The organism is Ferrimonas balearica, from assembly GCF_019802085.1.
Classification (GTDB): Bacteria; Pseudomonadota; Gammaproteobacteria; order Enterobacterales; family Shewanellaceae; genus Ferrimonas; species Ferrimonas balearica_B.
The window spans coordinates 1,143,372-1,169,073 of record NZ_JAHVHV010000001.1 but is presented as its reverse complement, the minus strand read 5'-3'; the positions used below and the strand labels follow the sequence as shown (position 1 = coordinate 1,169,073).

Below are 25,702 nucleotides of genomic sequence, written 5' to 3'. Positions count from 1 at the left end.
GTCCCAATCGGTTGTTATCGTTATTTTATTCGCCATGCAGCAGCTGGCGGATCTTGGCCTTGAGGATATCAATGGCGATGCGGTTCTTACCACCCCGGGGAACAATGATGTCCGCGTGCTGCTTGGAAGGGTCGATAAACTGCATGAACATGGGGCGCACCGTGTGGGTGTACTGCTTGAGTACCGACTCCATGGTACGGCCCCGCTCCTCCACATCCCGCACCAAGCGGCGCATCAGGCAGATGTCCAGGGGCGTGTCCATAAAGATGGAGGCGTGCATCTGCTCCCGCAGTTTGGCGTCGGTCAGCAGCAGGATCCCCTCCAGGATGATCACCTTCTTAGGGGTGACACAGAGGGTATCGGCCATCCGGGTGTGTTCGGAATAGCTGTAGGTGGGGACCTCAACGCTCTGGCCTGCCTTGAGCTGGATCAGGTGCTCCAGCAGCAGGGCGTGATCCAGCGCCTGGGGGTGGTCGTAGTTGGTCTTGACCCGCTCCTCCATGGTCAGTTGGGACTGGTCCTTGTAGTAGGCGTCCTCGTTGATCACCTCGATTTGATCGGTCCCCAGGTCGCGCCGCAACTCTTCGTAGATGGTGCGGGCGATCAGGCTCTTGCCTGAGGCGGAGGCGCCGGCGATTCCGATGATGACACACTGGGCTTGGCTGGACATGGATTCAGTTCTCGACACTGGAATAACTCATTATGGACGTCGACCGCATCAGTCGCTGGTGATCTCAATGGCCAGGGAGGGCTCCGGCTCGGACCGGCTGACCAGGGCCGCGGCGGCTCGCCGGGCGATGCCCCGGTAGGCGTCGGCGATGGCCCCGTCCGGTTCCGCCACCACACTGGGGGAGCCGGAGTCCACGTGCTCCCGGATGGAGAGGTTCAGCGGCAAGTCCCCCAGCAGCGGCACCTTGTAGCGCTCAGCGGTCTCGGCACCACCGCCGGTACCGAAGGGGTGCTCCTTGCTGCCGCACTGACCGCAGATGTGGTAACTCATGTTCTCCACGATGCCCAGTACCGGGATGTTGACCTTGTTGAACAGGGTGATCCCCTTGCGGGCGTCACTGGTGGCGATCTCCTGGGGCGTGGTGACGATCACCGCACCGGAAACCGGCACCTTCTGGGACAGGGTCAGCTGGATGTCACCGGTGCCCGGCGGCATGTCGATCACCAGGTAGTCGAGCTCCGGCCACTGGGTTTCGTTGATCAGCTGCACCAGGGCACCGGCGGCCATGGGGCCACGCCAAGCCGCGGCGTTGTCTTCGGTCACCATAAAGCCAATGGACATGGCCGCTACCCCGTGGGCAAAGGCGGGCGCCATCGTATTACCGTCGTAGCTCACCGGACGGAAATCGGTCACCCCCAGCATGATGGGCACCGAGGGGCCGTAGATGTCCGCATCCAACACCCCCACTCGGGCCCCTTCGTCGGACAGCGCCAGGGCCAGGTTGATGGCGGTGGTGGACTTGCCCACCCCACCCTTGCCGGAGGCCACGGCGATGACGTTGCGTACGTTGGGAATGGCGGGCACGGAGCTGGCACTGATGGCCGGAACCGCCAGTCCGATCTCGCACTCCACCTCGTCCACCGCTTCCAGATCCGACAGCTTCTGGGTGAGGGTCATCACCAGGTCACGGTACTGGCTCTTACAGGGGTAGGGAAACGCCAGGCCGAGCTGAAGGCAGCGACCCTCCATCGCCAGGTGGCGGACGATGCCGGCACTGACCAGACCCTGCTCCAACAGGGGATCCTGGTGCTGCTCCAGGCGGGCCAACACCTCGGTGGAGAGGGGTTCGGGAAGGGCGTTGCGGATGGCTTGATCGCTCACTGGCGGGCTCCTGTTCTGGCAATTGCCCACAGTGTACCAGAACCGCCTGTGAAGGTATGACCACAAAGCAGTCAAAGGCTTGCCCTGTGGGTGAAAAACCCCCTCCCTTCGGTTAGACTTGGCTCCTTTGTAGCAGTCCGAACAGATATCGAGAGACGATGGCAACCGAAAGCAGAAAAATGTTGGTGACCTGTGCCCTGCCCTACGCAAACGGGTCGATTCACCTGGGTCACATGCTGGAACACATCCAGGCGGACATCTGGGTACGCTTCCAGAAATTACGCGGTCACCATTGCACCTTTGTGTGTGCCGACGACACCCACGGCACCCCGATCATGCTTACCGCCCAGAAGCTGGGCATGACCCCCGAGGCGATGATCGCCAAGGTGGCCGAGGAGCACAAAGCGGACTTTGCCGATTTCCTCATCGATTTCGATAACTACCACTCGACCCATTCCGACGAGAACCGGGAGCTGGCGTCCGAGATCTACACCCGCCTGAAAGACAACGGCTACATCCAGACTCGCACCATCGAGCAGCTGTACGATCCGGAAAAAGGCATGTTTCTGCCCGACCGCTTCGTTAAGGGCACCTGCCCCAAGTGCAAGACCGAAGACCAGTACGGCGACAACTGCGAAAGCTGCGGCAGCACCTACAGCCCGGCAGAGCTGATTGAGCCCAAGTCGGTGATCACCGGTGCCACCCCGGTTCTTAAAGAGTCCGAGCACTACTTCTTCGATCTGCCCCAGTTCAAGGGTGTGCTGGAGGAGTGGACCCGCTCCGGTGCCCTGCAGTCCGAGATGGCCAACAAGCTGGCGGAATGGTTCGAGCAGGGGCTTCAGCAGTGGGACATCTCCCGCGACAAGCCCTACTTCGGCTTCGAGATCCCCGGCACCAACGGCGAGAAGTTCTTCTACGTCTGGCTGGACGCCCCCATCGGGTACATGGGCAGTTTCAAGAACCTGTGTGATCGCCGCGACGACCTCAACTTCGACGAGTACTGGCAGGCCGACTCCAACGCCGAGCTCTACCACTTTATCGGCAAGGACATCATCTACTTCCACAGCCTGTTCTGGCCGGCGATGCTGCACGGTGCCAATCTGCGTAAGCCCACCAACGTCTTCGCCCACGGCTACGTCACCGTTAATGGCGAGAAGATGTCCAAGTCCCGCGGCACCTTTATCAAGGCGCGCACCTACCTGGACAATCTGCACCCGGAATACCTGCGCTACTACTACGCGGCCAAGCTCAACGATCGCATCGACGATCTGGACCTGAACCTTGAGGACTTCGCCCAGCGGGTGAACTCCGACATGGTGGGCAAACTGGTGAACATCGCCAGCCGCACCGCCGGCTTCATCGCCAAGCGCTTTGACGGCAAGCTGGCCGAGGGCATCGACCAGCCCGAGTTGCTGGCGGAGTTCCAGGCCGCCAAAGAGAGCATCGCCGCCCAGTACGAGGGCCGCGAATTCGGCAAGGCGATCCGCGAGATCATGGCCCTGGCGGACAAGGCCAACGCCTACATCGCCGACGCGGCCCCCTGGCAGTTGGCCAAGCAGGAGGGGATGGAGCAAAAAACCCACGAGGTGTGCTCCATGGGGATCCACCTGTTCAAGGTGCTGATGACCTACCTCAAGCCGGTGCTGCCCCAGATGGCGGCCGATGTGGAGGCCTTCCTCAACACCGAACTGACCTGGGACAGCCTGGACACCGTGCTGACCGGCCATGGCATCAACAAGTTCAAGGCCCTGATCCAGCGGATCGAGCCGGCCAAGATCGACGCCATCATTGAGCAGACCAAGGCCGAGCTTGCCGCCGACCAGGCCGTCAGTGCCCCGGCCCTGGAGCTGGAGCACAACGACGAGCTGGAGAAGGAGCCGGTGGCCGAGACCATCAGCTTCGACGAGTTTGCCAAGGTGGACCTGCGGGTGGCCCGCATCGCCAAGGCCGAGCACGTCAAAGGGGCCAATAAGCTGCTGCAGCTGACCCTGGATTTGGGCGGTGAGACCCGCAACGTCTTCGCGGGCATCAAATCCGCCTACCAGCCGGAAGATCTGGAGGGGCGCCTCACTGTCATGGTGGCGAACCTGGCCCCTCGCAAGATGAAGTTCGGCCTCTCCGAAGGGATGGTGCTGGCCGCTGGCCCCGGTGGCGAGGAGATCCACATCCTGAGCCCCGACAGCGGCGCCAAGCCCGGTCAGCGGATCATGTAACGCCTGGCCACAACGGACAGCAGAAACGGAGCCCTCGGGCTCCGTTTTTTTATCCTAGCTGGTTAGTCCTTGAGCAGAAAAAGAATATTCCCTACTCTCAGAAGCTGACTCCCCCCTATTGATTGCCAAGGAGACGGCATGAAATCCCCCGTTGCTGCGTTGCTTCTGGCCCTGATGGCGCCCGCTCAAGGGGCGACGCTCTGGGCCGAAAGCCAAACCGAATGCCGCCACCACGACAGCCGGCAGGCCTGCAAAGCGGCCGCCGAGCAGGCGGTGCTGGCCTCCCTCAGCAAACAGATCTTCGTTCAGGTGGAGTCCAAAGGGGACAGCTTTCAAAACTCCGATGGCGTCTCGCTGTTTACCCTGCAGTCCCGGACCCACTCCAACCTGCCCCTGATGGGCGTGAGTCAGCAGTGTGATTACCACCAGGGTGAGCAGATGATCAGTTGCACCGGCAGTTTGAACCCCGATGAGGTTCTTCCCGCTTATGTCGGACGTATCGCCCAGCTCAATGACACCCTGGAGGCGGGGGTGCAGCGGATGCAGGGCTCACTGTCCGAGGGGCAATACCAGACCCTGCTGGAGCTGCTCACCGTACAGCAACAGCTGGAGCAGTACCGGGTGGTACACGACTTCTTTTCCGCCGAACCGGCGGTGTTGCCCAACCTGGCCGCGCATCGCGCCACACTGGACCAGAAGCGGCGGGCGTTTCAACGTACCCTGCCCTCCCTTGTCGTGGCCGCCGAAACCCTGACGGGCCAGCTTAAGGCCTACCAGGGGATCTGGGTCAGTCCGCCGCTCTACCCCCACTCCCAACAGGTGACGGAGTTTGGCCAGCGAATGGCGAGCCAACTGAGTCAGGCCCTGGGGCCGCAACGGGTGAGCGACACCAGCCAGGCACGCTATCACTACCAGGGCAGCTACCAGGCCAACGGCCAGGGGCTGGATCTGCTCTACACCCTGATCTCCGCCGACAGCGCCGAGGTGGTCCACTCCCAGCTGGTGACCCTCTCCAGCGACGCCTACCAGGGCCTGGCCATTGAACCGGCCAGCCCCGATTTTGAGCGCCTGCTCTACGCCGGTTACATCGAGCCATCGGCCCTGACCGTGGACTTGCAAACCAACAAGGGCAGCCGGGCCCTGGCGTTTGCCGAAGGCGAAACCGTGCAACTGATGGTCAAGCTGAACCGCTCGGGCTATTTCTATGTGCTTGGCCACACCGGCGAGCCGGCCAAACTCAGCTATCTGTTGGAGCTGAATGACGAAACCGGCCCCCACCGCTTCCAGCACTACATCGGTCCGGAGCAGGCCAATAAATGGGTGCTGCTGGGGGAGTTCGTGGTGGAGCCGCCCTTTGGCTACGAGATGCTGCAGGTGGTGGCCAGTAACCGCCCGCTGGACAATGCGCTGCCCAGCGCCCGCTACGACCGGGTCAGCGGCTATCACTTGGTGGGAGAATCACGAGAGGAGGCGGTCAGCCTGACCCGGGGCCTGAAGCGTAAGACCGCCAGCCAGCCCCAGGTGCTGTCCGCCGAAGCCGTGCTCTCCTTTACCTCCACACCCAGGCTGTGATCCCGTCCGGCCTCGCCGGACGGTGGACTTTGGCTATGCTCAAGAACTTGGCTGCCAAGGAAAAACCATGCCCGACATCTCAGCGACCCTCGCCCTGGCCGGCATCGGCCTGCTTTCCATCCTCTGTCAGTGGAGCGCCTTTCGGTTGCGTGTCCCGGCCATTCTGCCGTTGCTGCTGGTGGGGCTGGCCATCGGCCCCGGCCTGGGCTGGCTGAACCCGGATCCGCTGCTGGGGGATCTGCTGTTCCCCCTGGTCTCCTTGGCGGTGGCGGTGATCCTGTTTGAGGGCAGTCTGACACTGAAGTTTTCGGATCTCGAAGGGCAGGACCGGCTGGTCACCCTGCTGGTCAGCGTCGGCATGTTGGTGACCTTCGCCATCGCCGGCTACAGCGCTTACTGGATCCTCGAATTGCCACCGGGGCTGGCCGCCCTGCTCGGCGCCCTGGTGGTGGTCACCGGACCGACGGTGATCGCCCCGCTGCTGCGCAGTGTCCGCTTAAAGCCCAAGCTGGCCACCCTGCTCCATTGGGAGGGGATCCTCATTGACCCCATCGGTGCCCTGCTGGTGGTGCTGGTCTATGAGTACATCAGCGTGAGCCACAGTGTGGCGATGGAGCACGCCCTGGTGGCCTTTGGCTTGACCGTGGTGACCGGGGCCATTGCCGGGGCCGTGGCCGGGGCCCTGATGGCCCAGGCCCTGCGCCGAAGACTCTTTCCCCACTACCTGCAAACCGTGGCCACTCTGACCCTGATGCTGGCGGCCTTTGCCATCAGCAACGAACTGATGCACGAGTCCGGCCTGCTGACCGTCACCGTCATGGGGATCTGGCTGGCCAACAGCAAGGGGGTGGATCTGGAGGCGATCATCGAGTTCAAGGAGACCCTCTCCATCTTGCTCATCTCCGCGCTCTTTATCCTGCTGGCCGCCCGGCTGACCCCGGCAGACCTGGCGCTTATCGACACCAACGCCTTCCTCTGGCTGGCGGTGCTGCTGCTGGTGGCCCGGCCGGTGGCGGTGATGCTGTGCGCCCTGGGCTCGGATCTTAAGTTCAAGGAGCGCTGGATGATCGGCTGGATCGCGCCGCGGGGGATCGTGGCGGCAGCGGTCTCCTCCCTGTTCGCCCTCAAGCTGGCCCAGCACCAGTTTCCCCAGACCGAGAAGCTGGTGCCCCTGGTGTTTTTGGTGATCATCAGTACCGTGGTGCTGCAAAGCCTGCTCACCTCGCCCATGGCACGCCTGCTGGGGCTCAAGGCCCCGGAACGCAACGGCATCCTGATCTTTGGCGCCAACCCCATGGCCCGTACCCTGGCCGAGGCCCTGGCCCGCTACGACCTGCCGGTGCTGCTCAGCGATACCAACTGGGACAGCCTGAGCCAGGCCCGAATGAAAAACCTGCCGGTGTACTACGGCAACCCCACCTCGGAGCACGCCGACAGCCAGCTGGATCTGTCGCTGATCCACCGGCTTTTGATCCTCTCCCCCTACCAGCGACTCAACACCGAGGTGGCGTTTCACTACCAGGACCTCCTCGGACAGCACCGGGTGTACCGCCTGCCGGAGCCCAGCCGGGAGCGCAGTCCCCGACAGCGCCGCCAGGAGCGGCACCAGTGCCTGTTTGACGAGGAGGCCAGCTTTGCCCGCCTGAGCAGTCTGGTGGCCAAGGGGGCCCAGGTAAAGGCCACCAAGCTCAGCGACAGCTTTGGATGGGCGGCGTACCTGGAGAAGAATGGCAAACGGGCGCTGCCCCTGTTTGCCTTTGACGAGCAGCGAAAACTTCGGGTGTTCACCACCCCGACGCCCTTTGAGCCGGGGCCGGGGTGGGAGGTCTTGGCCCTCGTGGAACCCGAGGAGCCAAAGGCGGATTAAACTGGGTTGGGGGTGTCCACAAAGCGAACGTCGAGGTTGAAGATCTGGGCCAGATGCTCACCCAGGGCGCGCACCCCCCCCTTCTCGGTCGCGTGGTGGCCGCAGGCAAAGTAGTCGATGCCCTGCTCCACCGCACTGTGGTAGGTCCGCTCGGACACCTCCCCGGAGAGGAAAGCATCCAGGCCCTCGGCAGCCACCTGGTCGATGTAATCCTGTGCCCCGCCGGTGCACCAGGCCAGACGGCGAATGGGACGGTCGTGCCCGGCGATGTGCAAAGGGGCGCGCGCCAGGGCGGACGCCAACCGCTCGGCCAGGGCGTGCGCGCTTAGGGGCGGCGCCAGTTCGCCCTTGAGCACCAAACAGGTCTCGTTGCCCGCTTCGAGCGGTTCAACGTTGACGATCCCCAGCGCCTTGGCCAGTTGGGCGTTGTTGCCCAGTTCCGGGTGAACATCCAGCGGAAGGTGATAGGCGATAAGGTTGATGTCGTGCTTGATCAGCTGCTCGATGCGGCGCTTTTTCATGCCGACAATGGGCGCCGCTTCGTTTTTCCAGAAGTAGCCGTGGTGCACCAACAGCGCATCCGCGCCGGCCTCTACCGCCGCGTCCACCGCAAACTGATCGGCGGTCACCGCGGTGACCAGAGTCTGGATCCCCTCTTTGCCCTCCACCTGAAGTCCGTTGGGCGCGTAATCCTTCAGCTGCCAGGGTTTGAGCAAGGTGTCCAGGTACTGGAGTAGTTCGTCTCGTTGCATCACGTTGGTGCGAGGTCCTTAGAGTTCGTTTCCGGTCTGCCGCCCCTCGAAGTGGGCCTGCAGGTTGTCGATGGTGGTCTGGCCGATCTCACTCAAAGCTTCCTTGGTGAAGTAGCCCTGGTGGCCGGTCACCAGCACATTGGGGTAGCTGAGCAGCAGGGCGAACACGTCGTCGTGCAGCACCTTGCCGGAGAGGTCACGGAAGAAGAGATCCCCTTCCAGTTCATACACATCCAGCCCAAGGTACCCAATCTTACCCTGTTTCATGCCGTCGAGGGCATCCTGGGCATTGACCAGCGCTCCCCGGGAGGTGTTGATCAGCATCACCCCGGCCTTCATCTGGGCGATGGTCTGGGCGTTGATGAGGTGGTAGCTCTCCTCCGTCAGCGGACAGTGCAGGGAGATCACATCGGACTCCCGGTAGAGCCGGTCCAGGTCGCAATACTCTCCGTATTTGGCGGCCTCCTCTGAGGGGTAGGGATCGTAACAGAGCAAACGACAGCCAAAGCCGCTCAGGGCTCTCATGGTGGCCAGGCCAATTTTCCCCGTGCCGATGATGCCGACGGTGCTCTTTTGCAGGTTGAACCCCAGCAGGCCATCGAGATCGAAATTGTGTTCCTTTACCCGGTTATAGGCTTTGGTGATCTTGCGATTCAGCGCCAGGATCATCGCCACCGTGTGCTCCGCCACAGACTCCGGCGAGTAACCGGGCACCCGCGCCACCTGCACCCCCAGCTCCTTGGCGGCCACCAGATCGACGTTGTTAAAGCCGGCGCAACGCAAGGCGATCATCCGGATCCCGTTGTCCACCAAGGTCTCCAGCACAGGTCGGTCGACGATGTCGTTCACAAAGCAGGACACCGCGTCATAGCCCTCGGTCAGCTTGGCCGTTTCCCATTTCAAGCGGTTCTCAAAGTAATCCAGGGTGAGACCAGTCCCTTGGTTGGCCTCGTCGAGAAAGTGTTTGTCGTAGGGTTTTGAGGAGAATACCGCGATGCGTTTGGCGTCCATAGTGCCCCTTCCTAAGCGTGGCGATGGTGGCTGTACAGCAAAGGTGTAGCGCGCTTTGCCGCCTCTGCCTACCCAAGAGGCAGATTACGTCAACTTGACGGCTTTGGCGACGGTACGGATATCGGAGAGTGAGCGTGCTGCAATGGCGTTTAAGCGCGCCTGGGACGGCAGGTCCCCGCGATTTTGTGACGGGCTTCCGGTCTGGGCGCTCTTTCAGGGGGAAGGGTTTCGTTATGGCCGGGCCCATTGCTATCATCCCGCCGTTTTTTGACCAGATCACGCGAGGCAAACCATGGCAGAGCAATCGGGCGCCCCCATCACCATCCTGTGGACCGGAGGCTGGGACTCCACCTTCCGCGTTATGCAGGCACTTTTGCAGGAAGGTGCCGTGGTGCAGCCGGTCTACCTGCTGAGCCGGTCCCGACCGTCCTACCGGGTGGAGCTGTCTCGCATGGAGAAGATCCGCGCGCAACTGTCGAACTTCGATGCCGAGGCCGCCCCTCGCCTGCTGCCACTGCGCACCATTGAAGAGGACGCCATCGAGCCCAACCCGGCGATATCGACGCCCTTCGCCCAACTGCGCCAGGAGTACCGCCTGGGCACCCAGTACGACGTGCTGGCCAGGATGTGTCGTCAGTTCGGCCTGGAGAACGTTGAGCTGTCGGTGGAGAACGCCCCCAGCGGGATGATCAAAATCCTGACCAGCCCCGACGGGACCCTGGCGACTCGGGTTTCGCCGGACACCACACCGGCCGAGGCCTACCCGGTGCTGCGCGACTTCGCCTTCCCCGTGGCCCATCTGACCAAGTCCGACATGGCCGAAGGGGCCGAGAAGATGGGCTTCTTAGCACTGCTCGAGGACACCTGGTTTTGTCACAAGGCCAAGAGCGACCAGCCCTGTGGCCGCTGCAGCCCCTGCTGCCAGGCGATGGAGCGCGGCATGAGCCATCGTCTGCCCCTGCGGGCGCGATTGATTTACCATCTGGACCCGCGCCGTAACGGCCGCAAACTGCGTGAGAAGCTGTTTGGCCGCCGGGTGCTGCGATAACGTCGCGCTCTGGTCTGGCTCAGGCCGGGCCACTTAAAATGGCGTCCACCCGTTTGTAGGTTTCCGGACACCCCCCGCGATCAGGATGCAGCAGCGCACGGATGCGCCGCATCTGGCGTCGAGACAGGGGCTGCCCCTCCCCCGCTTGAAGCTGCTCCTCCAACATTCGAACTCGCCCCACCGCCACCTCAGCCAGCTGAGCCAAACGGGCGTTGTCCTCTTCAAGTGCCAGATTTTGTGCCAGCGCCACCTCGTAACGCGCCAGGATCTTATCCAGCTCCAGCCCTTGCACCGGGTTGCTTTGAAACACCGACTTGACGCCGCGCACCCGCGCTTCCCACTGCTCCGCTTTTGCCTGTTTGCGCGCCGCCGCTTCCTGCTCGGCCTGTTCACGAGCCGCCTGCTCCTGAGCCCGCCGCTTCGCTTCAGCGCGCGCCTGCGCCTCCTCGCGCTGTTGACGCTGCCGGTTCGCCCGCGCCTGCTCTTCCTCTCGCGCTTGTCGCTCCTGCTCAGACTCCGGCTTGGCCAGGTAATACAGGGCGGCCAGGCCCAACAGGGCAAACACGATGGCGCCCAGGTGCTCCTCGTTATGTAAATCGATCATCTTTGGGTTCTCACTTTGGGGGCAGCGGGTTCGCGACACAGGGGCGGTGGGATTGCGCGGCGCACATTACAACAGCTGAGCCTGTCATTTTCCGTCTCGACAATGTCGATGGCGCAACCCGCTATCGGAGTCACGTCAGCGCGGCAGGATCCCCCAAAAGTGGGTTGTGTAGCCAGTTAATCCATTCTTAAGCGACTGGGCACAGCCCCGGCCAGCAGCACAAAGCCAGGCCCATCGCAACCGGGGTAACGGGATCCATGATCAACCCTAAGTTCTTACTGTTGCTGGTTATATTGTCGCCAGTTACGGTTGAACCCCACCCCCCATGGCGGTATCATCGGCCGCTGACATTTTCAACAACGACACTGTAACTATGTCAAAAATGACCAAGGAAGAGGTGATCGCCCAGTTCACCGCGGCGTACATCGCCAAACACGGCAAAGAGCCTCAAATCGAGCAAAAAGGCAGCTGGTTCAAAGTGGATGACGGCAAGTCCGTTCGTCTGGGTGAACTGGCCGACATGGCCGCCGAACTGGCCGGCGCTGCTCCCGCCGAAGCCGCCCCCAAGGCGGAAGCCAAGAAGCCGGCACCTAAAAAGGCCGCAGCCAAGCCGGCAGCACCGAAAAAAGCCAAGTCCGCGCCGAAAGCCACCGGTGGCAAAGGCGGCCTGAGCCCCAAAGACGCCTGGGCCCAGAAGCTGTCCCAAGGCTCCAAACTGCCTCGCGGCTACTAAGCTTAAAGAGCCGACCCTCGGGTCGGCTTTTTTTATGCCCCTCTCTCACCCCGTCATTCGCGATCTCACCTGGCTGCTGTCCAGCCCGCCGATGGTGACCGGCGGCCCCTACATCAACGCCGACTTTCTCCACACCTTTGCCCAGCCTGTACTGGCCCAGTTGCCCACCCTGGAAACGCGACAGGGCTCGCCCCTGCTCAAGATCCGACGTGGCGGCCGCCTGGGCCACTACTACGAGCAGCTTTGGTGCCTCGCCTTCGACTTGCACCCGGATTATCAGCTGTTGGCCCACAACCTGGTGGTGTCCCAGCAAAAAAGGGTGATCGGCAGCGCCGATTTTGTGTTGCACAACGCGGTGACGGAGCGGCTTGAGCACTGGGAGGTGGCGGTAAAATTCTATCTGGGTTTGCCCCCCAGCGACGCCTTGGGTCAATGGATCGGGCCGGGCAAGCAGGATTGCCTGGAGGAGAAGCTCGCGCGCCTGGAGAGTCACCAACTGCCTCTGCTGCGCACCCAACCCGGTCGTGCCCTCTGTCATGCCCGAGGCTGGGAGATTGGCCAGCAGCGCATCGTGTTGCAGGGGCGCCTCTATCTGGAGCCTCACAGCGGCGCCCTGCCCCCACGCATCGACCGCCGGGTCCCCTTGGGGTACTGGTACCGCCACAGCGCCCTGCCACAGCGCCACTGGCGGCGGCTGGCGCGTACCGACTGGCTGGCCGGCCGCGACTGGCGCTTGCTGCCCCGCTACCGGCCACCCACCGAACTGGACTGGCCCAAGCACCTGTACGACGTCGAGCGTGAGGCCTGGGCCTTCGTGGTGCCGGATAACTGGTGATCGGGCACAAAAAAAGGGGGCGCCATTCGGCACCCCCTCTTCACTGGTCAGTGTGTCGTTGCCCGAAGGCGACGCATCACTTGGCCAGAGCTTCCTTCGCTTTCTCGACCAGAGCGGCGAAAACCACTTTGTCGAATACGGCGATATCGGCCAGGATCTTACGATCGATCTCAACAGAAGCCTTCTTCAGACCGTTGATGAAACGGCTGTAAGACATGCCGTTCTGACGGGCAGCAGCGTTGATACGGGCGATCCACAGCTGACGGAACACGCGCTTTTTCTGGCGACGGTCACGGTAAGCGTATTGACCAGCCTTGGTAACGGCTTGGAATGCTACACGATAGATACGGCTACGGGCACCGTAGTAACCCTTAGCTTGCTTGAGAACTTTCTTGTGACGGGCACGAGCGGTCACACCACGTTTTACACGAGCCATGTTTTATCTCCTACCAGTCTATTAAGCGTACGGCAGCATGCGCTGAACGGATGCTACGTCTACTTTGGCTACCATTGCAGCGGCACGCAGGTGACGCTTACGCTTGGTAGATTTCTTGGTCAGGATGTGGCGCAGGTGAGACTGCTTGCGCTTGAAGCCGCCAGAGGCGGTCTTCTTGAAGCGCTTGGCGGCGCCCCGGTGAGATTTCATCTTCGGCATTGGAAGAAACTCCGCATTGTTAAATTAAATGAACTGCAAGGCGAACAAAAGCAGCCGAGCACGGAGCCCGGCTGTTCAGTTACTTGTGGGCCTTACTGTTTCTTTTTCGGTGCGAGAACCATAATGGCTTGACGCCCTTCCATTTTCGGGAAGGATTCCACCTGGCCCAGCTCTACCACGTCGTCTTTAATACGATTCAGCAGATCAAAGCCCAGCTGTTGGTGCGCCATTTCGCGACCACGGAAACGCAGTGTAACTTTCACTTTGTCACCGTTCTCCAAGAAGCGAGTCAGGTTGCGTAGTTTTACCTGATAGTCGCCCACATCAGTCCCAGGACGGAATTTGACTTCCTTAACCTGGATCTGCTTGGTTTTCTTTCGCTGCTCGTTAGCAGCCTTACTCTTCTCGTACAGGAACTTACCGTAGTCCATGATGCGGCAGACCGGGGGCTCTGCATTGGGGCTGATCTCAACCAGATCCAGGCCCGCTGCGCCGGCAATCTCCAGGGCCTCGCGGCTGGAAACGATACCCGCCTGTTCACCGTCGGCGTCGATCAGTCGCACCTGGGGTGAACGCACTTCGCCATTGATACGGTTGCGGTCCTTATTAACCGGACCTCTCTGTTTTCCGCCTTTAATCGCTTATTCCTCCAGCATTTTAAGACTACGGCTGGCCACTTCGCCGGACACCGCTGCAACAAACTGTTCCAGCTTCATTTTGCCCAGGTCAACGCCATTTCGTGTACGAATCGCGACTTCCCCATTTTCCATCTCCTGGTCACCACAGACCAGCAAGTAGGGAACCCGCTTCAAAGTGTGTTCGCGGATTTTAAAGCCAATCTTCTCGTTTCTCAAGTCCGCCTTGGCGCGAAGTCCCCGGTCATTCAACGTATCGACGACCTGGCGCACATAATCGGCCTGATTGTCGGTAATGTTCATGACCTGAACCTGGGTCGGCGCCAACCAGGTGGGCAGCTTACCGGCGTACTCCTCGATAAGGATGCCGATAAAGCGCTCCAGGGAACCGAGAATGGCGCGGTGGATCATCACCGGCACCTTGCGGCTGTTGTCTTCACCCACGTAGCTGACGTCCAGGCGCTCGGGCTGAGGCATGGAGAAGTCCAGCTGGATGGTGCCACACTGCCAGGCGCGATCCAGGCAGTCGTGCAGGGTGAACTCGATCTTCGGACCGTAGAAGGCGCCCTCGCCCGGCTGCAGCTCGTAGCTCAGGCCGTTGGCGTCCAGGGCCTCGGCCAGAGAGTGCTCCGCTTTGTCCCACAGTTCATCGGCACCGATGCGCTGCTCCGGACGGGTGGACAGCTTCACCTCAATCTCTTCGAAGCCGAAGGTCTTGTAGGTGTCGTACACCATCTTGATGCAGCTGGTCACCTCGTCGAGGATCTGCTCATCGGTACAGAAGATGTGGGCGTCATCCTGGGTAAAGGAGCGCACCCGCATCAGGCCGTGCAGGGAGCCGGAGGGCTCGTTGCGGTGCACCAGACCGAACTCCGCCATACGGTACGGTAGGTCGCGGTAGGACTTCAGACCCTGTTTAAAGATCTGCAGGTGGCCGGGACAGTTCATCGGCTTCACCGCGTAGGTCCGCTTCTCGGACTCGGTGGCGAAGATCATCTCGGAGTACTTGTCCCAGTGACCGGAGCGCTCCCACATGACGCGGTCCATCACCAGCGGGGTGCGCACCTCTTCATACTGGTACTTGCGCAGCTGAGTGCGCATGTAGTTCTCCAGCTCCTGGTAGATGGTCCAGCCGTCGTTGTGCCAGAACACCATGCCCGGCGCTTCTTCCTGCCAGTGGAACAGGTCCAGGGCTTTACCGATCTTACGGTGATCCCGCTTGGCCGCTTCCTCGAGGCGCTTCAGGTGCGCTTTCAGCTGCTTCTTGTCGGCCCAGGCGGTGCCGTAGACCCGTTGCAGCATCTTGTTGTCGGAGTTACCACGCCAGTAGGCGCCGGCCACGCTCATCAGCTTGAAGTGATGGCAGTGGCGCATGTTCGGCACGTGCGGGCCACGGCACATGTCGATGTATTCTTCATGGTGGTACAGGCCGGGACGATCATCCTTGCTGATGTTCTCGTCCAGGATCTCGACCTTGTAGGTCTCGCCGCGGGCCTCGAAGGTATCGCGGGCTTCCTGCCAGCTGACGGTCTTTTTGATGACGTCGTAGTTCTTCTTCGCCAGCTCCAGCATCCGCTTTTCCAGCGCGTCGAGATCTTCCTGAGTCAGCTTGTGCTCGAGATCGACATCGTAATAGAAGCCGTTGTCGATCACCGGACCGATGGCCATCTTGGTTTCCGGCCACAGCTGCTTGATGGCGTGACCCAAAAGGTGGGCGCAGGAGTGGCGGATGAATTCCAGGCCTTCTTCATCACGGGTGGTGATGATCGCCAGCTCGGCATCCTGCTCAATGATTTCACAGGCGTCCACCAGTTCGCCGTTGACGCGACCGGCCAAACAGGCCTTGGCCAGCCCGGGACCGATGTCCAGGGCCACGTCCATCACGGAAACCGGGTTGTCGAATTGGCGTTGACTGCCGTCAGGAAGGGTAATTACGGGCATGTTGTGCTCCAGTCAGTGGTGATCCATACCAAGGACCACATGAGTGTACTGAGATGTGTGGATTCAGCGCCGGGCCATGACGTTACGAGTGCCAGTTCTCCGACGGTGAAGGGAGGAGTCTATCGACTATCGCGGTAGGGCTCAAGACGGGTCTGTCGATGAACCTCATCCATTTCTTCAGCCTGGTCAGCAATTGCGCGAATACTTTACCCAGATCAGTGCTATCCCTATCTTTAACGAGCAATAATAGAGTGCGGCAGCGGCGACGCTGCGTCGGGAGAAGGGATATTTCGATGTGGAACGGGATCAGCGAACAAATCAGCGACGCTCTGGGTCGCGATTTTCGCATCAATCAACGCCAGCGCATCAGCGGCGGTGACATCCATCAGGCTTACGCCATTGAGGATGACCACACCCGCTTGTTTGTGAAGGTGAACGACCGCCCCCTGGTGGCCCTGTTTGAGCAGGAGGCCCTGGCCCTCTCCCGCCTGGCGCAAAGCAAGGAGCTGCGAGTGCCGGAGGTGGTGCACTACGGCTCCACCGGCGACCACGCGTTTTTGGTGCTGGAGTACCTGGAGCTCGGCAGCGCCAACGCGGCCCAATGGTTCATGTTTGGCCAGCAGCTGGCGCGACTGCACCGTGCCCAGACCCAGGCCGAGTACGGTTTCGATGAGGACAATTTCATCGGCACCACGGAGCAGCCCAATCGCTGGCAGCGCAACTGGGGGCAGTTTTTCGCCGAGCAGCGCATCGGTTGGCAGCTGAAGCTGGCCGAAGACAAGGGGTTTCAGCTGGGCCCGGTGGATCGCTGGGTGGAAGCCTGTGCCGGCCGCCTGCTGGGCCACCAGCCCCCCGCCTCGCTGCTGCACGGCGATCTCTGGCGCGGCAACCTGGGTTTTTGCGATGGCGAAGGCGTGCTGTTCGATCCCGCCAGCTACTACGGCGATCGCGAAACTGACCTGGCCATGTCAGAACTCTTCTCCCGCTTCCCCGGGGACTTCTATAAAGGCTACGACGCCGAGTGGCCCCTGGACGCCGGTTACGCCCAGCGCCGCCCCATCTACCAGCTCTACCACCTGCTCAATCACCTGAACCTGTTTGGCGGCAGCTACCTGCAGCAGTGCCAGCATCAACTGCGGGAGCTGTTCTGTGGCTGAGGCACCGGTAGCGCTGATCACCGGCGCAGGGAAACGAGTGGGTGCGGCTCTGGCCAAAGCCTTTCATGGCGAGGGTTACCGGGTGCTGATCCACTGCCTGGCCTCCCGAGCTGAAGCAGACGCCCTGGCCGAGCAGTTTAACCGCGTCCGTCCAGACAGCGCTCGGGTGTTGCAGGCGGACCTGTGCCACCCTGGGGCCGTGCGTGATTTAGCCAACCACGCGCTGGCCCAGTGGCAACGGCTGGATCTGCTGATCAACAACGCATCGCGCTTCTACCCCACGCCGGTGGGCCAGATGGACGACACCGCCTGGCAGGATCTGGTGGGCAGCAATATGCAGGCGCCGCTCATCCTCAGCCAGGCTCTGGCGCCCGCGCTGATAGAGGCTCAGGGCAGCATCATCAACCTGGTGGATGTGCACGCTCGCAGCCCGTTAAAAGGGCATACACTGTACTGCATGGCCAAGGCGGCCCTGGTGATGATGACCCAGTCCCTGGCCCTGGAGTTGGCCCCCCACTGCCGGGTCAACGCCATCGCCCCCGGCGCCATTCTCTGGCCCGAGCAGGGGGGCGAGCCTGATCAGCAGGATGCAGTGCTGGAACAGGTGCCCCTGGGACGGCTTGGGACACTGGAGGAGATCGCCGCCACGGCGCTGTTTCTGGCCCGGGGCGGCAGTTACGTAACCGGTCAGGTGATCGCGGTGGACGGCGGTCGCAGCCTGGCCCCCCTGAAAGGAGCCTGAGTATGAAACTCGGCGCCAGTGAACAGATCATCACCTGCCCCCATTGCGGCTACCACACCCGGGTGGCCATCGACAGCAGCGGCGGAGACCAGGAGTTTTTCGAGGATTGCAGCGCCTGCTGCAACGCCATACACCTGCGGCTGCACATCGACGAGCTGGAGCAAAAGGTTCAGCTCTTTGTCGACGCCGACGACGAGCAGAACTACTGAGCCCGGGCCTCCCGGGCCGCCAGCACCCGCTCCACCGTATCCACGATGGTCTGCGTCTGACTGTCGATCTCAATATTGAGCCTGTCCCCCACCTGTCGCTCACCCAGGTTGGTGATGGCCAGGGTTTCTGGGATCAGATGAAGGTTAAACCCATCCTCGAACACCTCCCCCACGGTCAGACTGCAACCGTCTACCGCCACGAAGCCTTTGTGCAGAATGTACTTCATCCATTGGGGGGCCACGGTCAGGCGAATGCGGCAGTTGGTGTCGGTTTTCTCAAGCTCGGTGAGGGTGGCGCGGGTGTGCACATGGCCGGAGACGATGTGGCCACCAACCTCTTTGCCAAACACCAAAGAACGTTCAATGTTGAGCTGGCTTCCGACCTTCACAAACTCCAGGTTGGTCAGCCGTAAAGTCTCTTCCATGACGTCGAAAAAGACCTTATTATCTTGCAGCTTAGTCACCGTCAGACAAACGCCGTTGTTGGCCACACTGGCCCCGATCTCCAGGTTCTCTCTTTCACGATCCTCCAGCGCCACCACCAGGGTGCGCAGACGATCCTTTTCCTCGATCGCCACAATGGGTGCGGTTGTCGCCACGATGCCGGTGAACATTTAACTACTCGCTTACACTCAACAGAACTGCTTTTGGCCGTACACAATGCATAACACTGGCTACCAAGTCAAAAAACTGGTGCAGCTGGCGCTGCCCGTTCTCGCTGCCCAGGTGGCCCAGACCATGATGGGGTTTATCGACACCGTCATGGCCGGCCAGGTCAGCCCGGTGGACATGGCCGCCGTGGCCGTTGGCACCAGCTTGTGGCTCCCCACCATCTTGCTGTTTGCCGGCATCATCATGGCCCTGCCACCGCTCATCTCCCATCTCCACGGCGCCGGCGAAGAGGGCCAGATCCGTCCCCTGGTTCACCAGGCTCTCTACCTGGCACTGGCCTGCAGCGTGCTGACCATGATTCTGCTGGCCAATGCCCACTGGGTGCTGACCCGTATGGAACTGGAGCCCCAACTGGAAGCCCTGACCGTCGGTTACCTGGACGCCATTCTCTGGGGCGCGCCGGCGTTTTTGCTGTTCCAGGTGCTGCGCAGCTTCACCGAGGGGCTGAGCTGGACCCTGCCGTCGATGATCATTGGCTTTATCGGCCTGGCCATCAACGTGCCCGCCAACTACATCTTCATCAATGGTCACCTGGGGATGCCCGCCATGGGTGGTGCCGGCTGTGGTGTGGCCACCGCCATCGTGTTCTGGGGCATGGCCCTGGCCATGGTGATCTACCTGGCCTTCAGTGGGCGTTTCAAAGACTTTGAACTGTTCAAAGGGTTTAAAGGCATCGACTGGAGTGCACAAAAAACCGTCGTCAAGCTGGGCCTGCCGGTGGCGCTGGCGGTGTTTTTCGAGGTGACGCTGTTCGCCTTCGTGGCGGTGATGATCGCCCCGCTGGGCTCCGTGGTGGTGGCTGGCCACCAGGTGGCGGCCAACTTCTCCAGCATCATCTTTATGTTGCCACTCTCCATCGGCATCGCCGTGACCATCCGGGTGGGCTACTACCTGGGCCGCAAGCAACCGGAGATCGCCGCCATGGTGGCCAAGGTGGGACTCTGGCTGGGGGTGGGCGTCGCCCTGGCCACAGCCCTGCTGACCGTGCTGGCCCGCGACTGGATCGCCAACCTCTACAGCAACGACGCGCCGGTGATCGCCCTGGCGGTGCAGCTGATGTTCCTCTGCGCCTTCTACCAGATCTCCGACTCCATCCAGGTGGTCAGTGCCGCGGCCTTGCGGGGCTACAAGGACACCGTCTCCATCCTGTGGATCGCCTTTATCTCCTACTGGGGTGTGGGGATGACCGTGGGTTACGTGGTGGGTCTGACCGACTGGCTTGTGGCACCGATGGGGGCCCACGGCTTCTGGATTGGTTTCCTCTCCGGCCTCTCCTTCGCCGCCCTGTTGCTGCAAATTCGCCTAAAACAGATCCAGAAGCGCCATGCTACGGTGGCTGCTTAAGCTTCTGCCGCTGCTGTTGCTGTCGGGGTGCCAACCGGGCCCCGACGGCACCCTGGACGACTACCTGACTCGTCTGGAGCGGGTGCTGAATACCGAGCGGCCAGCAATAGAGCTGACGCCGCCGCCGCGCCCAGCCAAACACCTCTGGCAACCGTCACAAACGGATCTCACCGTCTCTTTGCTGACCCCACTGAAACTCAAGCCCTGCGGTGTGCTGCCACTGATTGCCCAGCACAACGCTCAGTTGGGTCGAGTCTCTCCCCCCTCGCAGCAACTGCTCTACCACCATGAGCTGGCCCATCGATTAACCCGTTGCGATCCCGACAGCCTGGACGAGGAGGGCCGTGAGCTGCACCAGGCGTTGCTGACCCACAAGGCGCAGCAGCTGCCCCGGTTGGGCCCCAGGCTGTTTCTGCTCAGTGATGAGATCTGGTTTAACCTGGGGGCCGAGGGCAAAGGTTGGCGCTTTGGGCCCCTGGCCGAAGCCGAGCAGAGCCTGAATGCCCTCAAACGGATGACGCCCCGGCTCAGCGTGCTGGATGAACCCCTGGACCCGCAACAAACCCTCGAAAGCCACCTCGCGGTGCTCTACCGGGCCGAACTGCCTCGCTCGCTCCATCGCGCCATGATAAGCGCCACCGTCACCCTGGAGCAGGCCAGCGCCATGCTTGAGACCCTGCCCACCCTGGCCTGCCAGCACGAGACCATGACGGTGCTGCCCAATGTGCTGACGGCCATCTACGGCGAACGGGTTCAGCCACTGCTGTCGCAGATCCAAAACGCCGATCGTCGACTGACCCCACCGCTGACCGCTCTGCTCTCGCCCCTGCCGGAGGATCCCTACTTTGCCTTCTACCTGGGGCAGGACGCCGACAGCCTAAGAGGGCGCTTTTACTCAGCGATTCAATTGCATACCCAAACCTGGCAGACCCTGCTTGAACGCTGTGGCCAGCAACCGGGCGCCCCGACGGGCTGATCCCTCGCCGCTTTGGATAAAGCATCGCCATTTGATCACCCCTTTGGGAAAATCCCCTTGCGAGATCCTCAGGGCGTGATTACTATACGCCTCGCTGTCGACGACAGCACAGTGCGTCCGTAGCTCAGTTGGTTAGAGCACCACCTTGACATGGTGGGGGTCGGTAGTTCGAATCTACTCGGACGCACCATCTTTTTGCGTCCGTAGCTCAGTTGGTTAGAGCACCACCTTGACATGGTGGGGGTCGGTAGTTCGAGTCTACTCGGACGCACCACATTTCGCGTCTATAGCTCAGTTGGTTAGAGCACCACCTTGACATGGTGGGGGTCGGTAGTTCGAGTCTACTTAGACGCACCATATACACCAAAAAGCCCGCTCATCTGAGCGGGCTTTTTGCTATCTCTCCCGGCTGAGTTTCACCCGGGCCCGGGCCGCCAGGTGCTGGGGCGAAAACAGGCAGCGACGGGCCAGGTCTTCTGGCGCTGCGGCCAGCAATGGCCCAGCCATGGCACCAACCAGCGCCTCCCAGCGCGGCGCATCCAAACCCTCCACAAGGGTCGAAAACTGCTCACTGACCGGCAGTTGGGGCAGGTAACGCCGGTAAAGCCGCGATGCCGCCTGCAACATTGGCAGTGGACCCAACGCGGGAACGGTGCCCTGCTCCGCTTGTCCAAGGTGCGCCACCGCCACCTCCTTGATGCTGTCCGGTTCACTGAGCTGGGCCTTTAGCGGCCACTCCAGCGCCTGGGCCGGACCCAACTCGGTCACCCCCTCCAGCAGAGACGCCAATATCTGGGCGCGAAAGCCGCAGAATCCGCTAAAGGGATCCCCCAGCCCGTTAAGTTGCGGCATCATCCGTCGCCACAGGTATTCCACCAGCAGCGCCTCCGGGTTGGGCGCGTTTTGCCGTGCAACGGCGTAAGGCAAACGACGGCTGCCCACCACCTGCCATAACCGGCCCGCCAACATGGGCTGGGCCAGCAACCCCAGTTGACCCAGGTTTACGTCGATGGCCGCGTTCGACACCATCACCAGGTGGTGCTCCGTGCCCCAGTGCGCCAGGGCCTGGTGCAAACCCAGGGTAATGGCGGCCCCTTTATGACTCCGGTTCTCTCCAGCACGCTCGACAAAGTGCACCTGGGCTCGGCGGGAACGGCCCAGTCTTAGCAACTGGCGCCGGGCGATGCGCCCACTGTGATCCGGACAACCGTCATCCACCAGGATCATCCGCCAGTCGTGCCACAGCGCACTGCCAAAGAGCCACTGCAACTGCTCCAGCTTGCGTTGCAGGCAGGCCTCCCCCTGAGGGTGCTCCTGAGGCGTCAGCAGGCGGCGGTGGTCCGCCAGCAGCGGCACCACCACGGTAAAACGGTAGGGATCGCGCAGATCGCAGAGGATGCGTTTGGACAACGCCAGCTTGATGACCACCTGCGCCGGGATGGCGCGCCGACGGTCAAAGGCCATCTCCAATTGACGCAGGGTGTAGAGATCGGGGCCCAGATCTAAAAGGGCATCGGCCGCATCCAGCAGATTGGCCTGAAAACGCCGTGTTTGCCACGCCCCGGGCGAGGCGTCCGTAGTGAGTTCACTGAGTAAGTCCTGGCATGGCTTCATGGCTCCTCCCTGAGACCGTACACACCATAAACTAACGCTAGTTCAGTGATCTGCTCCTTGCCACATCCCTTGTGTATGGCGATGACGTGGCCATTAGCCACCGGAAACGGCGCTTGGGCACTGACATTTCGGCCCGATCCGCTAAGATACCGGTTTTTCCAACCTCCAAAGTGAGATGACCATGAGCGAATCCGTCGCCATCCCCACCGAGCTCCAACAGGTGCTCGACCACATGGAAACCCCGGCAGAGCAACATGAAGCGGTGCTGAGCGTCTACAACGCCGTCGAAGCGCCGCTGCGCGCTGCTTGGGATAGCCAGCCTCAAAGTGCCAAAAACATCCTCGACAACTTCGAGCAGTTTCAGGCTGTTGTGGCGTACACCCTGGTGGGCCCCACCGCCGAACTCATGGCCATGGTGGATAAGAACAGCGAGGGTGAAGAGCGTAACGAAGCTCAGGCCGAGGCGATGCTCGAGCAGCTGCTGAGCCAGGGCATCAAGATGATGATCAAAGACCTCAAAGCCGCCCGCCGCACCCCCTCCTTGAAGCTCGAGTTCCAGGCGCCCTTCAAAGCCTAAGTCGACTCAGCTTTATGATGCCCGGTCATCCTCGGCCGGGCCACCTCTACATTCGGCCAATTTGTCTGACCATTTAAGTCAGTCGAGATTGCGGTCGCTTTAATCCTAAGGCCAGCAACAACGGTACCGTTCTGTCGGCTGATACAGACACCAATCACCGCTCCACACAGGCCAATTTTTCAAGCGGCGCGCCGAACCTGAGCGAACGGCTGGATTCTGTTTCAACGATGGCTCTTGCCGAAAAACACCCCCACTTACTCGTCAGTCAACCCACGAATAAGGCCCAAAGGCCACGCAAACACGCACCAGTTACAGTTATGATTACAGCATGAAAATCACCTAGACGCTCTGTCTTAAGCTGGCCAGGTAACGGTTCCACTGCTCCAACTGCTCCTTGATGGCCACCAACTGAAGCTCACTCCCCTGCTCTTCCCGGATGGGCAAGCGCATCACCGGCAAGGGGGAGTCCTGGCGAACCCACTCCCTGCCCAATCGACAGATCGCCTCAGAGGTAAATTGGTCTGGCAAAGAGATGTGCTGGCGAATGGCGGCCAGCATCTGGGTGGGGTAGCTCACCGGCAGCGCCCTCTCCTTGTGCTTCAATGCCGGAAACACCCAGTCGCTGGCATCCGCTTTACGCTTGCGATTTTGCAGTAGCTCCACCGCCTGGGCCGTTAAGGGAAAGGTGCGCACCTGGCCTTGGCGGTCTTCCACCACCACCCTGCCCAGCCGCCAATCCACCCCCTGCCATCGCAAACGGCACAGAGCCGACAGGGGCACCAACAACGCCAACTGCAACATCAGCACCTGTTTGAGCTCTTCATTGATGGGAAGACGGATAAGGGCCTTGAGATACTGCCCTACTTCGGACTGGGTAATGGCCCGCTCCACGGACACCGCCCGAGGCACCACCAAACCCTCACAAGGGTTGGCCACCCGCGCACAGATCCAGGGTACGCCGTTGGCCCTCGGTTCCGTCAGGCCACGGGCGACATTAAAGAGGTGTCGATAGGTGGTCAGCGCATGCTCTGCCGCGCGCTTGCCATGGCCGCCACGGCTCTGGGCCTGTTCCTGTACCTGGGACAGCAATAATCGGATGTGGTCGCCCGCCAGTTGTTCTGCTGGCCACTCGCCATACTGCTCCCACAGGGCCCCCTCCAAAATTTTGCGCTCCTGTCGCCACTGAGAACGGTGGTCTTTGGCGTAATCCAGGTACTGACCCACCAGGTCCGCCACACTGGGGCCCTCCGGAGCTTTAGGCTGAACCGGCGCCTGACCGGCCCGCTCTGCTTTGGCTTCGGCCCAGGCCTGGCGGGCTTGCTCGACGCCCATCTCGGGGAAGTGGCCCAGGGTCAATTGCTTGGTGGATTTGGCGCCCTTGGGGGTGTAGCGGTAGATCCAACGGCGACTGTGCTTGCCCACTTTGAACACCAGGCCGGGCCGGTCCGGATCGCTGATGTCACTGGCGGCCTGGTGGTAGAAGCCGTCGTCTGCGGCGGGTTTACCTTCTATCTCCGACTTGGCCTGCTTCAAAATGCTGGCCACCCGACCACGCACGCCGGTTGCCAGGGCCTCATCGAGCAGCAGCAACACCTGCTGCTTGGGGGTCAGTTTGACCATGGGACTGTCCTGTCCTGAAACGCTTCAATCCGATCCTTCCAGATCCGCGGCCAATTTCCCAGCCAAAATCCCAACCAGGACAATGACATTGAACTCAATATATGGAAAATGGGCGCCCCAGGCGGGGGAACTGGCCCCGCCGCATTGCACTTCCCTCGCCCCTGGGCGAGGATGAGAGCTTACCCCCTTAGGAGACTCCCCATGAGCGACAAACCCGTCAATCCCCAGATCCAGGCGTTTATCGATGCCGTCACGGAAAGTGGCCAGATCTGGGCCCTGAGCGCCGGCGACGACTGGGTGGTGGTGGATTCCGCCGAATTCGCCGACACCGATGCCCTGCCCCTGTGGTCCACTGAAGCGGCCGCCCAGGCCCTGTGTCAGGGCGAATGGGCCGAATACCGTCCTGCCGCCATCCGGGTCAGCGATTTCTTCGACACCTGGCTGGAGAGCCTGAGTGAAGACGAGGTCATGGTGGGCATCGACTGGAACGAAGCGCTGGAAGGCGCGGAGATCGATCCTTTCGATCTGGCCAAGCTGATGGCCGACAGCGAAGTCTGACACCGCGCTCCTCGAACGGGCCGCCAGAGTATTGCTGGCGGCCTCGTTGTTTTTAAAAGACAAAACCTTTGCCATGTCGGCAAATGACCTTTTCCCGCCCCGCTCCATCCGCCACCATCCCACGCAAGGACGTCTGTGCCTCTTATCGGCACAGTGAAACCACCCCAAAATGGACTCTTTGCATGCGACACCTGTTGGCCATGGCCGCCGCGATTGGCACCCTCCTTCTGCTTAACGAGCCCTGGGCCTACACCGCCGGCCTTTCTGTAGCCTGCGCCCTCGCCGGCCACTACGTAGGTGGGACGGATTTGAAGCGGCAATTGGACGGCGCCCACTGCACCATCACCCACCTGGACCAAAGCAACGCGTCATTACGCCAACAACTGGAGCAAGTCGAAACGGAGTTGATGGCACTTCGCCAGGAAGCCGGGGAGACGCAGGAAGCCAGGCAGACTGCTTCGGGCACCACCCGCCTGCGGGCGCAACTGCGTTAACCGCATCACCTGCTTAAATCCATATGCCTCAACGGCTTGCCC

Annotated in this window: 26 protein-coding genes and 3 tRNA genes; 17 read left to right on the top strand and 12 right to left on the bottom strand. The window is 61.5% G+C overall.

All coding sequences use genetic code 11. From position 1 onward, the window contains the following. Positions 1-25: 25 nt before the first annotated feature. Together udk and apbC are read right to left on the bottom strand one after the other, a co-directional pair. The gene (gene udk / locus KUV81_RS05400) at positions 26-670 is read right to left on the bottom strand and encodes a uridine kinase (protein ID WP_222543352.1); all 645 of its coding nucleotides are present in this window, start codon (positions 668-670) and stop codon (positions 26-28) included. A 48-nt stretch (positions 671-718) separates the two neighbouring features. Further along, positions 719-1,831, bottom strand: a complete 1,113-nt coding sequence (apbC, locus tag KUV81_RS05395; protein WP_222542814.1) for an iron-sulfur cluster carrier protein ApbC — start codon at positions 1,829-1,831, stop codon at positions 719-721. 158 nt (positions 1,832-1,989) lie between these two features. On the opposite strand from apbC, the gene metG reads away from it, so the two are divergent. The 3 genes from metG to KUV81_RS05380 all read left to right on the top strand — a co-directional run bounded on the left by metG (position 1,990) and on the right by KUV81_RS05380 (position 7,483). Next, a complete protein-coding gene (gene metG, locus KUV81_RS05390; RefSeq protein ID WP_222542813.1) occupies positions 1,990-4,044 on the top strand; it encodes a methionine--tRNA ligase in 2,055 nt (684 codons plus the stop codon). A gap of 138 nt (positions 4,045-4,182) precedes the next feature. Further along, on the top strand, positions 4,183-5,616 hold the full coding sequence (locus tag KUV81_RS05385) for a DUF4384 domain-containing protein (RefSeq protein WP_222542812.1): 1,434 nt from the start codon (positions 4,183-4,185) through the stop codon (positions 5,614-5,616). Positions 5,617-5,683: 67 nt separating this feature from the next. Continuing rightward, positions 5,684-7,483 carry a cation:proton antiporter gene (locus KUV81_RS05380; protein WP_222542811.1) on the top strand — a complete coding sequence of 600 codons (1,800 nt, stop codon included), beginning with the start codon at positions 5,684-5,686 and terminating at the stop codon, positions 7,481-7,483. Here the strand turns inward: KUV81_RS05380 and KUV81_RS05375 are convergent. Together KUV81_RS05375 and KUV81_RS05370 are read right to left on the bottom strand one after the other, a co-directional pair. Further along, positions 7,480-8,235 carry a Nif3-like dinuclear metal center hexameric protein gene (locus tag KUV81_RS05375; protein ID WP_222542810.1) on the bottom strand — a complete coding sequence of 252 codons (756 nt, stop codon included), beginning with the start codon at positions 8,233-8,235 and terminating at the stop codon, positions 7,480-7,482. The two genes, KUV81_RS05380 and KUV81_RS05375, sit on opposite strands and share 4 nt — an antisense overlap. Positions 8,236-8,253: 18 nt before the next feature. Beyond that, positions 8,254-9,246 (bottom strand): 2-hydroxyacid dehydrogenase, encoded by a 993-nt coding sequence (locus KUV81_RS05370; RefSeq protein WP_222542809.1) that lies wholly within the window; start codon positions 9,244-9,246, stop codon positions 8,254-8,256. Positions 9,247-9,538: 292 nt separating this feature from the next. On the opposite strand from KUV81_RS05370, the gene KUV81_RS05365 reads away from it, so the two are divergent. Further along, on the top strand, positions 9,539-10,294 hold the full coding sequence (locus KUV81_RS05365) for a 7-cyano-7-deazaguanine synthase (protein ID WP_222542808.1): 756 nt from the start codon (positions 9,539-9,541) through the stop codon (positions 10,292-10,294). 19 nt (positions 10,295-10,313) lie between these two features. On the opposite strand, the gene KUV81_RS05360 is transcribed toward KUV81_RS05365, so the two are convergent. Then, positions 10,314-10,898, bottom strand: coding sequence for a hypothetical protein (locus KUV81_RS05360; RefSeq protein WP_222542807.1), 585 nt, complete (start codon positions 10,896-10,898; stop codon positions 10,314-10,316). 373 nt (positions 10,899-11,271) lie between these two features. On the opposite strand from KUV81_RS05360, the gene KUV81_RS05355 reads away from it, so the two are divergent. Beyond that, complete coding sequence (locus tag KUV81_RS05355; protein WP_222542806.1) at positions 11,272-11,631, top strand: hypothetical protein; 360 nt, start codon at positions 11,272-11,274, stop codon at positions 11,629-11,631. A 34-nt stretch (positions 11,632-11,665) separates the two neighbouring features. Next, positions 11,666-12,466, top strand: a complete 801-nt coding sequence (locus tag KUV81_RS05350; protein WP_222542805.1) for a DUF1853 family protein — start codon at positions 11,666-11,668, stop codon at positions 12,464-12,466. Between the two features lie 76 nt (positions 12,467-12,542). Here the strand turns inward: KUV81_RS05350 and rplT are convergent, their stop codons facing one another. The 4 genes from rplT to thrS all read right to left on the bottom strand — a co-directional run bounded on the left by rplT (position 12,543) and on the right by thrS (position 15,697). Further along, positions 12,543-12,902, bottom strand: coding sequence for a 50S ribosomal protein L20 (gene rplT, locus KUV81_RS05345; RefSeq protein ID WP_222542804.1), 360 nt, complete (start codon positions 12,900-12,902; stop codon positions 12,543-12,545). Between the two features lie 21 nt (positions 12,903-12,923). Beyond that, positions 12,924-13,121: a 50S ribosomal protein L35 gene (rpmI, locus tag KUV81_RS05340; RefSeq protein ID WP_013345357.1), complete on the bottom strand. Its 198-nt coding sequence runs from the start codon at positions 13,119-13,121 to the stop codon at positions 12,924-12,926. A 92-nt stretch (positions 13,122-13,213) separates the two neighbouring features. Further along, a complete protein-coding gene (gene infC / locus KUV81_RS05335) occupies positions 13,214-13,759 on the bottom strand; it encodes a translation initiation factor IF-3 (RefSeq protein WP_222543351.1) in 546 nt (181 codons plus the stop codon). Between the two features lie 3 nt (positions 13,760-13,762). Then, on the bottom strand, positions 13,763-15,697 hold the full coding sequence (thrS, locus tag KUV81_RS05330) for a threonine--tRNA ligase (RefSeq protein WP_222542803.1): 1,935 nt from the start codon (positions 15,695-15,697) through the stop codon (positions 13,763-13,765). Between the two features lie 293 nt (positions 15,698-15,990). On the opposite strand from thrS, the gene KUV81_RS05325 reads away from it, so the two are divergent. Genes KUV81_RS05325 through KUV81_RS05315 form a run of 3 tightly spaced genes read left to right on the top strand, consistent with a single transcriptional unit; the run spans position 15,991 to position 17,805 of the window. Further along, positions 15,991-16,854 (top strand): fructosamine kinase family protein, encoded by an 864-nt coding sequence (locus tag KUV81_RS05325; RefSeq protein ID WP_222542802.1) that lies wholly within the window; start codon positions 15,991-15,993, stop codon positions 16,852-16,854. Continuing rightward, entirely contained in the window at positions 16,847-17,596 is a 750-nt protein-coding gene (locus KUV81_RS05320; RefSeq protein ID WP_222542801.1) for a pteridine reductase, read from the top strand. The genes KUV81_RS05325 and KUV81_RS05320 overlap by 8 nt, the downstream gene beginning before the upstream one ends. A gap of 2 nt (positions 17,597-17,598) precedes the next feature. Next, a complete protein-coding gene (locus KUV81_RS05315; protein ID WP_222542800.1) occupies positions 17,599-17,805 on the top strand; it encodes a CPXCG motif-containing cysteine-rich protein in 207 nt (68 codons plus the stop codon). Here KUV81_RS05315 and KUV81_RS05310 read toward each other — a convergent pair. Next, the gene (locus KUV81_RS05310) at positions 17,799-18,419 is read right to left on the bottom strand and encodes a riboflavin synthase subunit alpha (RefSeq protein WP_222542799.1); all 621 of its coding nucleotides are present in this window, start codon (positions 18,417-18,419) and stop codon (positions 17,799-17,801) included. The two genes, KUV81_RS05315 and KUV81_RS05310, sit on opposite strands and share 7 nt — an antisense overlap. Positions 18,420-18,465: 46 nt before the next feature. Between KUV81_RS05310 and KUV81_RS05305 the strand changes: the two genes are divergently transcribed. The 5 genes from KUV81_RS05305 (at position 18,466) to KUV81_RS05285 (ending at position 21,154) form a co-directional block, all read left to right on the top strand. Beyond that, a complete protein-coding gene (locus tag KUV81_RS05305; protein ID WP_222542798.1) occupies positions 18,466-19,821 on the top strand; it encodes an MATE family efflux transporter in 1,356 nt (451 codons plus the stop codon). Further along, positions 19,802-20,797 carry a DUF3080 family protein gene (locus tag KUV81_RS05300; RefSeq protein ID WP_222542797.1) on the top strand — a complete coding sequence of 332 codons (996 nt, stop codon included), beginning with the start codon at positions 19,802-19,804 and terminating at the stop codon, positions 20,795-20,797. The genes KUV81_RS05305 and KUV81_RS05300 overlap by 20 nt, the downstream gene beginning before the upstream one ends. A 113-nt stretch (positions 20,798-20,910) precedes the next feature. Beyond that, positions 20,911-20,987: transfer RNA gene (locus tag KUV81_RS05295), tRNA-Val, on the top strand. A 7-nt stretch (positions 20,988-20,994) separates the two neighbouring features. Continuing rightward, positions 20,995-21,071, top strand: a tRNA-Val gene (locus KUV81_RS05290). 6 nt (positions 21,072-21,077) lie between these two features. After that, positions 21,078-21,154, top strand: a tRNA-Val gene (locus tag KUV81_RS05285). A 39-nt stretch (positions 21,155-21,193) separates the two neighbouring features. Here KUV81_RS05285 and KUV81_RS05280 read toward each other — a convergent pair. Continuing rightward, the gene (locus KUV81_RS05280) at positions 21,194-22,411 is read right to left on the bottom strand and encodes a hypothetical protein (protein ID WP_222542796.1); all 1,218 of its coding nucleotides are present in this window, start codon (positions 22,409-22,411) and stop codon (positions 21,194-21,196) included. Between the two features lie 181 nt (positions 22,412-22,592). Here KUV81_RS05280 and KUV81_RS05275 point away from each other — a divergent pair, with 181 nt between their 5' ends. Then, the gene (locus KUV81_RS05275) at positions 22,593-22,988 is read left to right on the top strand and encodes a DUF3069 domain-containing protein (RefSeq protein WP_222542795.1); all 396 of its coding nucleotides are present in this window, start codon (positions 22,593-22,595) and stop codon (positions 22,986-22,988) included. Between the two features lie 339 nt (positions 22,989-23,327). On the opposite strand, the gene KUV81_RS05270 is transcribed toward KUV81_RS05275, so the two are convergent. Then, positions 23,328-24,608, bottom strand: a complete 1,281-nt coding sequence (locus KUV81_RS05270; protein WP_222542794.1) for an integrase arm-type DNA-binding domain-containing protein — start codon at positions 24,606-24,608, stop codon at positions 23,328-23,330. A 201-nt stretch (positions 24,609-24,809) separates the two neighbouring features. Between KUV81_RS05270 and KUV81_RS05265 the strand changes: the two genes are divergently transcribed. After that, positions 24,810-25,166, top strand: a complete 357-nt coding sequence (locus KUV81_RS05265) for a DUF2750 domain-containing protein (RefSeq protein WP_222542793.1) — start codon at positions 24,810-24,812, stop codon at positions 25,164-25,166. 182 nt (positions 25,167-25,348) lie between these two features. Next, the gene (locus tag KUV81_RS05260) at positions 25,349-25,660 is read left to right on the top strand and encodes a hypothetical protein (protein ID WP_222542792.1); all 312 of its coding nucleotides are present in this window, start codon (positions 25,349-25,351) and stop codon (positions 25,658-25,660) included. Positions 25,661-25,702 lie beyond the last annotated feature (42 nt).